Below are 13,063 nucleotides of genomic sequence, written 5' to 3'. Positions count from 1 at the left end.
GATATGGAAAATGTCGCGCGGGAGAAATGAATCGTAGATTTGTACGAAGGTTCTGTTACCGTAACGTTAGGCGCAGCGGCATTATTTCGTCGATTGTGCCCTAGGGAGATTGAAAACTTGGCTTTGGAACTGGTCAGTTTGGGAGAAGAGTCCCCAAGCGGTGAAAACCTCGAATATGAGTCGGTTTTTACTGAATTGGAGATTGCGGCGCAGCCCGGACAGGAGCGCCAGATGGGCTCGGAAATCGTCGCTGCGGAAGAACCCGACTACGCCGATGTGATCCAGAAAGCGCGGGCGGTTCTGGAGCGCAGTCACGATGTGCGGGCCGCGATCCATCTGGCGCATGCGCAATTGCGTCGAAACGGCTTCGTGGGCTTTGCAGAGGCGACCAGCTACATCCGCGGATGCGTGACCGAGTTCTGGGACACGTTCCACCCGCAGCTGGACGAAGATGACGGCGACCCGACCATGCGCGTGAACGCGGTGCGTGGGCTGGCAGCGCCGGAAACAGTGATCCATGCGCTCCGCCTCGCCAACATGACCGATAGCAACAATTTCGGTCGGATGTGCCTGCGCCACAAGATGATCCTCGACGGCGAGATCGACCCGCATGACGACGAGCACCTTCCCGATTCTGCCGGGTTCTCGGCGGCGTTCAGGGATACCGACGAAGCGGTGATGCAAGGGATTATCGACGCTGTCCGCCAGGCGTCGGAGGATATTGCCGCGATCGAGGCGAAGTTTGATGAGAAAATCGGAAGCCTGGGGCCGGATCTGGGCGAAGCGGGCAAGACCCTTGCGCGTATCCTGTCGATCCTCTCGGCAGAAACCGGAATGGATGTCGAGGCCGCGCCCGAAGCAGAGGAGCAGCCCGAAGTGGCCGCGCTCGCCGGACGCCCCAGCGGCTCCGGTGGCCCGCCCGGAGCGATCATGAACGACCGCGACGTGCTCGCGGCCATAGACAGAATTATCGAGTATTACGCCCGTTATGAACCTTCCAACCCGGTGCCAATCCTGTTGAAGCGCGCGCGCCGTTTGGTGGGCGCCGATTTTATTACCATCGTCAACGACCTCGCGCCACTCGGGCTGGACCATGTCCGGCTGGTTGGTGGCCTGGAGACGGACGAGAAGGCCGATCCAAAAGCCGAAAAAGGCGGAAAGAAAGGCTAAAAAAACAACAAGGTCGGCCATTGCCGGAGGCTGACCGAAATGAAGGGAGAATCTGATGTCCAGCTCACAGAAGTTTCTTGGTCGAAACCGCGCGCCAAGGGTCCAGATCGAATATGACGTGGAACTCTATGGCGCACAGAAAAAGGTCCAATTGCCATTCGTCATGGGCGTGATGGCCGACCTCGCCGGCAAGTCCGAGGTTGAACAGCCCGGCGTTGCCGACCGCAAGTTCCTCGAGATCGACGTGGACAATTTCGACAGCCGCATGAAGGCGATGAAGCCGCGCGCGGCGTTCTCCGTTCCGAACACGCTGACCGGAGAGGGCAACCTGTCGGTCGATCTGACCTTCGAGAGCATGGAAGATTTCTCGCCAGCCGCCGTCGCCGAGAAGGTTGCACCGCTCCGGCAGCTGCTCGAAGCTCGCAAGGAGCTGTCCAATCTGATGACCTACATGGATGGCAAACCTGGCGCAGAGAATCTGATGGCCAAGGTCATGGCCGATCCGGCGCTGATGAAGTCGCTCGCGGCACAGGCTGCTCCGAGCGAAGAAGGCGATAGTGGCGACAGTGAGGGGAAGGAATAAGCCATGGCAGAAGAAGCCCTCGAATCCGCGGCCGGTGCACAGGCCACACAAACCACGGAATCCGATTTCGCCGCGCTCCTGCAGCAGGAATTCCGCCCCCGTACGGATACGGCCAAGGCGGCCGTGGAAAGCGCGGTAAAGACGCTTGCCCAGCAGGCGCTCGAAAGCACCGCGACGATTTCGGACGACGTTCTGGAATCGCTGGAGTCGATCATCGCCGAGATCGATCAGAAACTGACCCAGCAGATCAACAAGATCATCCACCACGAGGAATACCAGAAGCTCGAAAGTGCCTGGCGCGGTCTGCATCACCTGGTGAACAACACCGAATCCGACGAGATGTTGAAAATCCGGGTGATGAACATCTCCAAGAAGGATCTGCACAGGACCCTGCGGCGCTACAAGGGCACCGCCTGGGACCAGTCGCCGATCTTCAAGAAGCTCTACGAGGAAGAATACGGCGTCTTCGGTGGCGAGCCCTATGGCTGTCTCGTTGGCGACTACCACTTCAACCACAGCCCGCCCGATGTCGAGCTGCTGGGCGAGATGGCCAAGATTTCGGCGGCGATCCATGCGCCCTTCATCACCGGGGCCGATCCCTCGCTGATGCAGTTCGAAAGCTGGCAGGAACTCAGCAATCCGCGCGATCTGACCAAGATCTTCCAGACGCCGGAATATGCCGCCTGGCGCAGCCTGCGCGACAGCGAGGATTCCAAGTATCTTGGCCTCACCATGCCGCGTTTTCTTGCTCGCCAGCCCTATGGCGCCAAGGGTGACCCGGTGGATGAGTTCTCCTTCGAGGAAGAAACCGGCAACGCTGAATCCGAGTATTTCAGCTGGGCCAACTCGGCCTATGCGATGGCGGCCAACATCACCCGGTCCTTCAAGCTCTATGGCTGGTGCTCGCGCATCCGTGGCGTGGAATCGGGCGGGGTCGTGGAAGGCTTGCCGACCCATACCTTCCCGACGGCGGACGGTGGCGTCGACCTGAAATGCCCGACCGAAATCTCGATCCCGGAGCGCCGGGAAGCCGAGCTTTCCAAGAACGGCATGCTGGCCCTTATCCACCGCAAGAATTCGGATCTCGCCGCATTCATCGGCGCGCAGTCTCTGCACAAGCCGGCTGAATACGACGATCCGGATGCGACGGCGAATGCCAATCTCGCCGCGCGCCTGCCCTACCTCTTCGCGACCTGCCGCTTCGCGCACTACCTGAAGAAAATGGTCCACGACAAGATCGGCTCCTTTAAGAGCCGGGACGACATGGAGAAGTGGCTGAAGAAGTGGATCAACGAGTACGTGGACTATAACGCGGCGCACTCCACCGAAGAGACCAAGGCGAGAAAGCCACTCACGGCGGCCGAGGTGAGAGTGGAAGAGGTTGAGGGAAATCCGGGATATTACACCTCGCAGTTTTTCCTTCGACCGCACTACCAGCTTGAGGGACTTACCGTGTCGCTCCGGTTGGTAGCCAAACTGCCGTCTGAAAAGGGACTGTGATCGCGGACCGGGCGCCTTCGGCCGGCGCCCGATCATTCTCAAAGGCGGAAAGACCGCCGGATTATTTAAGGAGAAAGCACTATGGCTGTTGACATGTTCCTCGACATCGAGGGTGAGATTGAAGGTGAATCTCAAGACCACGTACACGCGGATGAAATCGACGTTCTGGCCTGGTCCTGGGGTATGTCCCAGTCCGGTACCTTCCACGTTGGCGGCGGCGGCGGGGCCGGCAAGGCGAACTTCCAGGACCTTTCCGTGACCAAATGGGTCGACAGGTCGTCTCCTGTCCTGATGCTGTACTGCTCCAACGGCGATCACTTCAGCAAAGCCGTCCTGACGGTCCGCAAGGCCGGTAAGGATCCGGTGGAATATATCGTCATCACCATGACCGATGTTCTGATCACGTCCGTTTCGACCGGTGGTTCCGGGGGCGAAGATCGTCTGACCGAGAACGTGACGCTGAACTTCCGCCAGGTTGAAGTGAACTACAAGCAGCAGGGTCCGCAAGGCGACGTTGTCGACGAGAAGGACTACGGCTGGAACATTGCCGAGAACGTGCAAGTCTAAGACTTCATGCAAGAATTGCACCACCGGAGCTTTCTCCGGTGGTGCATCTCGACCTGAACGACCTGAAGATTGGAGACCCCCGTGCAAAGCCGTGCCCATGAGCTTCTGCTTGCCAATGACCTGAACGGGGCTCTTGAAGAGTTGCAGGATGCCGTGCGTGCCAATCCTGCCGACCCGAAGCTGAGGATCTTCCTGTTCCAGCTGCTCTGTGTGTTGGGCGACTGGAAACGGGCGATCAATCAGCTGAAGCTCTCCGCCACCATGGACGAAGACGCGCTGGAAATGGCGCAGGCCTATCGCGAGGTGATCCGCTGCGAGGTCTTCCGCGAGAAGGTTTTTGTCGGAGAGCGCGAGCCGCTCGTCTTCGGAGAGCCCAATAGCTGGATTGCGCTGTTGATGGAGGCGCTCAAGCTGCTTGCCGCCGGCAAGGCGGAGCAGGCAGCCGAGCTGCGTTCGCAGGCCTTCGAAACGGCGCCGGCCATCGCCGGCGAGGTAAATGGCAAGGCCTTCGAATGGATCGCCGACGCAGATATGCGCCTTGGTCCGGTTCTGGAAGCCGTGGTGAATGGCCGGTATTTCTGGATGCCGTTTGCCGCGATACAGGAAATGCACATCGATGAGCCGACCGACCTGCGCGACGCGGTCTGGACGGGCGCGCGGATCACGTTGCGCAACGGTGGCACTGTCACGGCGTTCATTCCCACCCGCTATCCCGGAACGACCGAAGCGGGGCAAGGGGCCGAAATGCTGGCCCGGATGACGACATGGACGGATGCGGGCGCGGAGACCTTTATCGGCCGCGGCCAACGTCTGCTGGCGACCGATGGCGAAGATGTAGCCCTTATGGATCTGCGAAACCTGCGGTTTGAAGGCTCTGAGGAGGCTTCCGAGCCCCAATCCGGGGGCTGATCCATGGCCGACAAGACCATTGATGACCGGCTTCAGCCGTCCCTGCTCGACCGGCTGACGGATAATGCCCCCGACGACCGGTCGGAATCGCGGGACACGCGGGTGATCGATGTGCGCAAACTGCGCGAGATCCTGAAGCGCGACCTGGCCTGGCTGCTGAACACGACCAACAACGAGAGTTTCATTGACCGCAAGAAGTATCCCCATGCGTCCAGATCGGTGCTGAATTACGGTGTCAAACCCGTTGCGGGGGGAAGCACCACACAGCGGCGGGTCGAGAACATCCGGCAAGCCATCGTGCAGGCCGTGCGGGAGTTCGAGCCGCGGCTACGGCCGGAATCGCTCGAAGTGCTGCTGCGGGACGAGGAAAGCGCCACGAACATGTCCGTCTTCTTCGATATCCACGGGGATATGTGGGCACAGCCTCTGCCGATGGAGCTTTATCTGCGCTCCGAGATCGATCTGATGACCGGCCATCTGACCCTGGAACAGGAAGGCTGAGCGGATGGATACAAGGCTGCTGCGCCATTACGAAGCCGAGTTGGCCTATTTGCGGGAGATGGGCGCGGATTTCGCTGAAACCTACCCCAAGATCGCCGCGCGGCTGGGCATGGACGGGCTCGACGTTCAGGACCCTTACGTCGAGCGCATCCTGGAGGGCTCCGCCTTCCTCTCGGCGCGCGTCCAGCTCGAACTGGAACTGCAATATCCGCAATTCACCAGCCACCTTCTGGAGCTGGTCTATCCGCATTACCTCGCGCCCACGCCTTCGATGATGGTCGCGCAGCTTCATCCGGATCTCGATAACACCGTGCTGACCGATGGCTATGTCGTGGAGCGTGGAACGGCCCTGCGCTCCAGCTCGCCCGATGGCTCCACGGTGCCTTGCGTCTATCGCACCGGGATGGACCTGCAACTCTGGCCGGTGGAGATTTCCGAGGCTGAATATATCGAGAGCCGGGCCGATGTTCTGGCCGCGCAGGTCGACTGCAACACCGAAGCGCGCGCCGCGATCCGGCTGCGGATACGTCGGCCCGATGGCAGCCCGCTCAACGAATTGTCGCTCGATGCGCTGACCTTTTTTGTCGGCGGGCAGGGGGCGCCGGGCTGGAAGCTTCTGGAATTGCTGTGCACCGAAACGCTGGGCCTGGCGGCGCGCTCGACCGACCGGCGCGCCGATTGGGTGGAACCGCTGCCGGGCGAGTTGCGCCACCGTGGGTTTTCGCGCGGCGAGGCGTTGTTGCCGACCCCGCGGCGCAGCTTCGACGGCTACCGGCTGCTGCAGGAATATTTCGCCATGCCGGAGCGATTCTTCTTCGTCGAGGCGACGGGGCTGTCGCGAGCCATCCTGCAGACCGCCGATGCGCAGGTGGATCTCTACATCCTGCTGCGCGACGGGATGCCGGAGATTGCGCCCACGGTGCGGCCCGAAGCCTTCAAGCTCAACTGCGTGCCGGCGGTGAACCTGTTTCACAAGCGCTGCGACCGGGTGCATGTCGTCAACCAGGATTTCGAGCAGCATATCGTGGTCGACCGGACCGCGCCGCTCGACTACGAGGTCTATTCGCTGGAAAGCGTCACCGCGATCGGCACCGAGGGGGAGTTGGATGTTCCGTTCCAACCCTTCTACTCGGTCGACGACCTGACGCCGCTGGGCGAGGGCGGGCGTTGTTTCTATACGATCCGGCGCAAGATGCGTCAGCGCACGGAGCGCGAGCGGCTGCGCGGCGGCCGGACGAATTACCTCGGCTCGGAAACCTTCGTCTCGCTCGTGGATGGCGACAACGCGCCGTATAAATCCGAAGTGAGCCAGCTTGCAGTCAAGGCGATGGTGACCAACCGCGACTTGCCCATGCTGCTGACGACGGGGGCGCCGGATATCTTCCACCTTCCCGAAGGGGGGCCGGTGGGCATGATAACCACCCCGGTCTCTCCCACGCGCCCGCGCCCGTCATTCGCCCATGGCGACGCGGCCTGGCGGCTGATCTCGCATCTGGGGCTCAATTACCTGTCGATTGCCGATAGCGAGGGCGGCACAGCAGCGGCCGCGATCCGGGAGTTGGTCGGGCTCTACGTGCCCGAGGGCGACCGGGGTATGCGCCGGCAGCTCGAAGGGCTGACCCGCGTCTCCTCCTCGCCCAAGGTGCGGCGGATGACGGACGAGGTCCTCTCCACCGCCGTGCGCGGGCTCGAAGTGAAGCTGGAATTCGACGAGAGCTTCTTCGAGGGTGTCTCTGTGTATCTTCTGGGCGCGGTGCTGGAGAATTTCTTCCGCGGTCACGCAACGATCAATTCCTTTACCGAAACAGCTTTGTACAGCCAGCAGCGAGGAGAGCTGAAGCGATGGCGTCCTCAGACGGGCCACGGCCGGATCATCTGAACTGGTTCGCCGGGCTGCAGGAGCGCCCCGGCGACTACCACATCTACCTGGCGATGCGGCTGCTCGACGCCGCTCGGGGGGGCAAGCGCGGGCTGGGTGCAACCCACCGGCCGGTGGAAGACAAGATGCGTTTCGGCCAGGAGCCATCGCTGTCTTTCCCGCCGACGACCCTGACGAAGTTCCGTCCAGGCGAGGGCGAAGACCCGTCTGTCCTGATCAATCGCTTCTTCGGCTTTTTCGGTCCGAGCGGACCGTTGCCGCTGCACCTGACCGAATTTGCCCGTGACCGGCTGGTCAACGAGCGCGACCCGACATTTGTCGCCTTCGCCGACATGCTCACCCATCGGCCGGCGACACTGCTGTTCCGGGCCTGGAAGACGGGGCAGCCGGCGGCCGATTTCGACCGTGGTCCGGGCGGGCCTGTGGAGGTCGCGGTGGCGGCGCTGTCGCGGTTGCATGGCAGTGCGCTCCGGGACCGGGACGCCATGCCGGACCTGGCGAAACGCCATTTCGCGGGCCACCTGGCACCGGGGCCGCGCACGCCCGAGGCGCTGGTGTCCATGCTGTCGCTGTTCTTCGGAACGAATGCGCATATCGAGGAATTCATCGGCTCCTGGCTGGAGCTGGAGCCGGAGGATACCTGGCAGTTGGGCGCGCCTGCGGGCCTGGGGCAGGCGACGGCCATCGGCAGCAGGGTCTGGACGCGCTCGGCCAAGTTCCGTCTCACCCTCGGCCCGCTCTCACGGGAGGCCTATGAGCGGCTTCTGCCGGGGAGCGAGTCGCTCAGGCGGCTTGCGGCCATCGTGCGGAACCATGTTGGCGACACGCTCGATTGGGACGTGAACCTGGTGCTGCGGGCCGAGGATGTACCGCCGGCCAAACTCGGCGCGGATACGCAGCTCGGATTGACAAGTTGGATCGGGGACCGGGCAGAAATGGGAGATGCGGACGACCTGTTCGTGTCACCCGAGAGGGACATTCGACCGGCGGCTTGAACAGGGCCGCGGTTCTTGGAGGGAAGGGGATATTTCATGTCGGAAATCAGCAGGGTTGCACTTTTCGGGAAGCTCAACGAGCTGGGCTACAAGGCGGTCGAGGGGGCCACGGTTTTCTGCAAGATGCGCGGCAACCCTTATGTCGAGGTCGTGCATTGGCTGACCCAGATCGTGCAGCTGCCCGATAGCGATATTCACCGGATCATGAACCATTACGATCTGGAGCCGTCGCGGCTGGCCGCGGACATGCAGCGTGCGCTGGATGCGCTGCCGCGTGGCGCCTCCTCGATCACCGACCTGTCGGCGCATCTGGAAAACGCGATGGAGCGGGCGTGGGTCTATGGCTCGCTGATGTTCAACTCCAACCAGGTGCGCACCGGCCACCTGATCCTGGGCATGGTCAAGACCTCCGAACTGCGCCACGTGCTGCATGGCATTTCGGGCGAGTTCAAGAAGGTCGGCGCGGATGATCTCTCGGACAATTTCCCGACCGTCGTGGACGGCTCGCCCGAGGATATGCTGTACCCGCAGGACGGCTCCGTCACGGGCGGTGGCGCGGTGCCGGGCGAGGCATCGGGAGCGATGGCGCCCGCGCAGATGGGCAAGGAGGAAGCGCTCAAGCAATTCTGCACCGACATGACGGCGCAGGCGCGCGAGGGCAAGATGGACCCGATTGTCGGGCGCGATGACGAGATCCGCCAGATCGTCGATATCCTCATGCGGCGGCGGCAGAACAACCCGATCCTCACCGGCGAGGCGGGCGTGGGCAAGACGGCGGTCGTGGAAGGCTTCGCCCAGCGGATCGCGCGGGGCGACGTGCCGCCCTCGCTCAAGGATGCCCGCCTGCTCTCGCTCGATGTGGGCCTGCTGCAGGCCGGCGCCTCGATGAAGGGCGAGTTCGAGAACCGGCTGCGCTCGGTGATTGACGAAGTTCAGGCCGCGACCGTGCCGATCATCCTCTTTGTCGACGAGGCGCATACGCTGATCGGCGCCGGTGGCGCGGCGGGCACCGGCGACGCGGCAAACCTGCTGAAACCGGCGCTGGCGCGCGGCACGCTCCGGACCGTCGCCGCGACCACCTGGGCCGAATACAAGAAGCATATCGAGAAGGATCCGGCCCTGACGCGGCGTTTCCAGGTGATCCAGGTGGACGAGCCGGACGTCAAAAAGGGCATCCTGATGATGCGGGGCATCGCCTCCATGCTGGAGAAACACCACAAGGTGCAGGTGCTCGACGAGGGGATCGAGGCGGCGGTGAAGCTGTCGGCGCGCTACATCCCGGCGCGGCAACTGCCGGACAAGTCGGTCTCGGTGCTCGATACGGCCTGCGCCCGCGTGGCGGTGAGCCAGCACGCGGTGCCGGCCGAAGTGGATGATTGCCGCAAGCGGATCGATGCGCTGACAACTGAGCTGGAGATCATCGACCGCGATGAAACCGCCGGTTACGACGTGGACGACCGCCGCGCCGCGATCACCGAGCTGAAGGCCGCCGAGGAGGAACGGCTCAAGGGGCTGGACGAACGCTGGGAGCGGGAGCGCGGCGTGGTCGAAGCCATTCTGGCGCTGCGGGCCAAGCTGCGCGAGGGCGGCGCGCCGGTCGAGGCGACCGAGGAGCACGAGACCGAGGAAAGCCCGCTGAGCGCCGATGAGCGCAAGGCCATGGTCGAGGAGCTGCGCGCCAAGAACAAGGAGTTGGAGGAGATCCAGGGCGAGCACCCGCTGATCCTGCCGATTGTCGACGCGCAGGCGGTGGCAAGCGTGATCGGCGACTGGACGGGTATTCCCGTGGGCCGGATGGTGCGCAACGAGATCGACACCGTCCTGCATCTCGAGGATCACCTCGCCAAGCGGGTGATCGGGCAGGATCACGCGATGAAGATGATCTCCAAGCGGATCCAGACCAGCCGCGCCGGGCTCGACAACCCGTCCAAGCCCATTGGCGTTTTCATGCTCGCCGGCACCTCCGGCGTCGGCAAGACGGAGACGGCGTTGGCGCTGGCCGAGGTTCTTTATGGCGGTGAGCAGAATGTCATCACCATCAACATGTCCGAATACCAGGAGGCCCATACGGTCAGCTCGCTCAAGGGCGCCCCTCCGGGCTATGTCGGCTATGGTGAGGGTGGCGTTCTGACCGAGGCCGTGCGGCGCAAACCCTATTCGGTGGTGCTGCTCGACGAGGTCGAGAAGGCGCACCCGGATGTGCACGAGCTGTTCTTCCAGGTCTTCGACAAGGGCCAGATGGAAGACGGCGAGGGCCGCGTGATCGATTTCAAGAACACGCTGATCCTGCTGACTTCGAATGCGGGCTCCGAGCTGATCATGGACATGTGTTCCGATCCCGACCTGCTGCCGGAGCCGGAGGGGATCGGGCAGGCGCTGCGCGACCCGCTGCTCAAGATCTTCCCAGCGGCGCTGCTGGGCCGGCTCGTGACCATCCCCTATTACCCTTTGACGCCGGAGGTGATCGGCAAGATCGCCGTTCTCCAGCTCAACCGCATCAAGAAGCGGGTGGAGGAAAGCCATGGCGTGCCCTTCACCTATACCGACGCGGTGATCGATACGATCGTGGGGCGTTGCCAGGAGCTGGAATCGGGTGGTCGGATGATCGACGCCATCGTTACCAACACCATGCTGCCCGAGGTCTCGGCCGAGTTCCTGCGGCGGATGATGATGGAACAGGAGATCAAAGGCGTGACCGTGGACGCGGCCGACGGCGATTTCACCTATGATTTCGTCTGAGAGCTCAAGCGTCTGAACATTTGGAGCATTGCCTGCCCGGGTGTAGACTCGGGCAGGTTGAATGATTGGATTGGCCATGCGTATTGACAAAAGCAAGATTCAGGACTTCCCGATCCGGATGGAGTGCAGCGCGTGTTCCGACCCGCTGGTGCTTGTGGCGGCGCGTATCGACGAAGGTTTCAACGAGCCCTCCAAGGCCCGGATCGAATTCATCTCCGACAATCCCAATATCGATCTGGACGACCTCATGGGCCGCAATATCGAGCTGACGGCCAAGGTTCCGGACGGTGCCGACAGGCTCGAATCCGGCACCCGAGAGCGCAAGCATATCGGTATTTGCATCAATGCGCGTTTCGTAGGCACCTATGACGGGGCCTGCCATTACTGGGCCGAAATCCGGCCCAAGATGTGGTTCCTTTCGCTCAACAAGGATTGCCGGATCTTCCAGGAAATGACCGCGCCGGACATCATCAAGGAGGTGCTGCAGGACTACGGCGTGAATTTTGACGAGCAGCTGAGTGAGAGCTACCGAACCCGCGTCATCTGCGTTCAGTACCGGGAGACCGATCTCGATTTCATCCATCGCCTGATGGAGGAAGAGGGGATCCACTATTTCTTCGAGTATGAGGGCGACGAAAAGATGGTGCTGCACGACGATTCTGCGGCCCATAGCCCGGTTCCGGCAGAGGATACGATCCGTTTCCTGGAATTGAGCGATCCCAGCCGGCGTGACCTCGAACATTTCTTCGAGTGGTATATCGACCATGCCGCCACCACCGGCAAATACACCCAGACCGACTACAATTTCGAGAAACCCAAGGCCGATCTGGAAACCTTCCGCGCCCTGCCCAAGGGCAAGCACGACCTCAAGGACCGCGAGATCTATGACTATCCCGGCCATTACCGGGAAAGCGCGGATGGCGAGTTCTATTCCAAGGTCCGCATGGAAGAGCGCGCGATCCATTACCGGACATGGCGCGGCACGGGGCTAGTGTCGAATATCGAGGTCGGCAAGGTGTTCAAGGTCTCCAAGCACGAGGTGACCGGAGAGGGCGAGGAATTCGTCGTGCGCTCGGCGACGCATCTGTTCCAGCTCAACGAGCGCGAGCTGAACACGCTGGAAATCAGCAACTTTCCGTCCGGTTCCGTGCGCGCAGAGATTGACGCCAAAGATCCCTACCAGGTGCGGGTGCTGGCGATCCCCAAGCAGGAGAAATTCCGCCCCGCACCGGTCACACCCTGGCCCGAGATTGCCGGCTGTCACACCGCCGTGGTCACCGGACCGAACGGCGAGGAGATCTATACCGACAAATACGGCCGCATCCGGATCCAGTTCCACTGGGACCGGTTGGGCAAGATGGACGAGAAATCCACATGCTGGGTGCGCTGCATGATGCCCTGGACGGGCAAGAACTGGGGCATGATCGGCATTCCGCGAATGGGTCAGGAAGTGGTCGTGCAGTTCGAGGAGGGCGATCCGGACCGGCCGCTCGTCATCGGCATGCTCTACAATGCCGACACGATGCCGCCCTATGAACTGCCCGCCAACATGACCCAGACCGGGATCAAGTCGCGCTCCACGAAAAAGGGCAGCAGCAGCAACTTCAACGAGCTGCGTTTCGAGGACAAGAAGGGCGAGGAGGAGGTCTATTTCCACGCCGAGAAGAATTACAATCAGGTCGTCGAGAATGACGCGACGATCAAGATCGGCTTCGACGACAAGGACAAGGGCGATCTCACGCAGGAGATCTATCACGACAAGACCGAGGAGGTCGGCAACGACCTGAAGGTCAAGGTCGGCTATGGCGATGGCGGCAAGAGCCCCGGCGACATGACGCACGAGGTTTATAACGACCGCACCGAGACCATCGGCAACAATTTCAAGACAACGGTCCAGAAGGGCGACCACGAGAACACCGTCAAGAAGGGTGACATGAAGAACAACGTCTCGATGGGCAATTTCGAAGAGACGATCTCGATGGGCAACCACACGACGAAAGTGTCGCTGGGCAAGACCGAGCATGAAGCGATGCAGTCGATCGAACTCAAGGTCGGATCGTCTTCGGTAAAGATCGACCAGACGGGGGTGACCATCAAGGGGATGATGATCAAGATCGAGGGCACCGTGATGGCGGAAACCAAGGCGCCGATGGTCAAGGTCAATGGCAGCGCCATGGTCATGATCCAGGGCGGCCTGGTGAAGATCAACTAGGGCTGGGA

The 13,063-nt window shown here is 61.9% G+C and carries 10 protein-coding genes; all 10 read left to right on the top strand.

The features are described 5' to 3' along the window. Window positions 1-93: 93 nt before the first annotated feature. The 10 genes from tssA (at window position 94) to AX756_RS03670 (ending at window position 13,055) form a co-directional block, all read left to right on the top strand. A complete protein-coding gene (gene tssA, locus AX756_RS03715) occupies window positions 94-1,170 on the top strand; it encodes a type VI secretion system protein TssA (protein WP_170307834.1) in 1,077 nt (358 codons plus the stop codon). A 52-nt stretch (window positions 1,171-1,222) separates the two neighbouring features. Next, window positions 1,223-1,753 carry a type VI secretion system contractile sheath small subunit gene (gene tssB / locus AX756_RS03710; protein ID WP_156461383.1) on the top strand — a complete coding sequence of 177 codons (531 nt, stop codon included), beginning with the start codon at window positions 1,223-1,225 and terminating at the stop codon, window positions 1,751-1,753. A gap of 3 nt (window positions 1,754-1,756) precedes the next feature. Continuing rightward, window positions 1,757-3,253 (top strand): type VI secretion system contractile sheath large subunit, encoded by a 1,497-nt coding sequence (gene tssC, locus AX756_RS03705; protein WP_068308769.1) that lies wholly within the window; start codon window positions 1,757-1,759, stop codon window positions 3,251-3,253. Window positions 3,254-3,334: 81 nt separating this feature from the next. Further along, window positions 3,335-3,820, top strand: coding sequence for an Hcp family type VI secretion system effector (locus tag AX756_RS03700; RefSeq protein WP_068308768.1), 486 nt, complete (start codon window positions 3,335-3,337; stop codon window positions 3,818-3,820). An 81-nt stretch (window positions 3,821-3,901) separates the two neighbouring features. After that, window positions 3,902-4,729, top strand: coding sequence for a type VI secretion system accessory protein TagJ (locus AX756_RS03695; RefSeq protein WP_068308766.1), 828 nt, complete (start codon window positions 3,902-3,904; stop codon window positions 4,727-4,729). 3 nt (window positions 4,730-4,732) lie between these two features. Next, window positions 4,733-5,230, top strand: coding sequence for a type VI secretion system baseplate subunit TssE (gene tssE, locus AX756_RS03690; protein ID WP_068308764.1), 498 nt, complete (start codon window positions 4,733-4,735; stop codon window positions 5,228-5,230). 4 nt (window positions 5,231-5,234) lie between these two features. Next, window positions 5,235-7,109 carry a type VI secretion system baseplate subunit TssF gene (gene tssF / locus AX756_RS03685; protein ID WP_068308762.1) on the top strand — a complete coding sequence of 625 codons (1,875 nt, stop codon included), beginning with the start codon at window positions 5,235-5,237 and terminating at the stop codon, window positions 7,107-7,109. After that, window positions 7,073-8,104, top strand: coding sequence for a type VI secretion system baseplate subunit TssG (tssG, locus tag AX756_RS03680; protein ID WP_068308758.1), 1,032 nt, complete (start codon window positions 7,073-7,075; stop codon window positions 8,102-8,104). Before tssF ends, tssG begins: the two co-directional genes overlap by 37 nt. A 36-nt stretch (window positions 8,105-8,140) precedes the next feature. Next, the gene (gene tssH, locus AX756_RS03675) at window positions 8,141-10,843 is read left to right on the top strand and encodes a type VI secretion system ATPase TssH (protein WP_068308756.1); all 2,703 of its coding nucleotides are present in this window, start codon (window positions 8,141-8,143) and stop codon (window positions 10,841-10,843) included. Window positions 10,844-10,919: 76 nt separating this feature from the next. Continuing rightward, the gene (locus AX756_RS03670; protein WP_197431052.1) at window positions 10,920-13,055 is read left to right on the top strand and encodes a type VI secretion system Vgr family protein; all 2,136 of its coding nucleotides are present in this window, start codon (window positions 10,920-10,922) and stop codon (window positions 13,053-13,055) included. The last annotated feature ends 8 nt before the right edge of the window (window positions 13,056-13,063 follow it).

The sequence above is a fragment of the Aliiruegeria sabulilitoris genome (assembly GCF_001558155.1).
In the GTDB taxonomy this organism is placed as follows: domain Bacteria; phylum Pseudomonadota; class Alphaproteobacteria; order Rhodobacterales; family Rhodobacteraceae; genus Tropicimonas; species Tropicimonas sabulilitoris.
Note: the sequence above shows the minus strand (reverse complement) of the source record. Positions and strands in the feature narration are given on the sequence as shown.

Coding starts and splice junctions, on each gene's coding strand:
- tssC (WP_068308769.1), top strand. CDS start 1,757: ATGGCAGAAGAAGCCCTCGAATCCGCGGCCGGTGCACAGGCCACACAA.
- AX756_RS03700 (WP_068308768.1), top strand. CDS start 3,335: ATGGCTGTTGACATGTTCCTCGACATCGAGGGTGAGATTGAAGGTGAA.
- tssE (WP_068308764.1), top strand. CDS start 4,733: ATGGCCGACAAGACCATTGATGACCGGCTTCAGCCGTCCCTGCTCGAC.
- tssF (WP_068308762.1), top strand. CDS start 5,235: ATGGATACAAGGCTGCTGCGCCATTACGAAGCCGAGTTGGCCTATTTG.
- tssG (WP_068308758.1), top strand. CDS start 7,073: ATGGCGTCCTCAGACGGGCCACGGCCGGATCATCTGAACTGGTTCGCC.
- tssH (WP_068308756.1), top strand. CDS start 8,141: ATGTCGGAAATCAGCAGGGTTGCACTTTTCGGGAAGCTCAACGAGCTG.
- AX756_RS03670 (WP_197431052.1), top strand. CDS start 10,920: ATGCGTATTGACAAAAGCAAGATTCAGGACTTCCCGATCCGGATGGAG.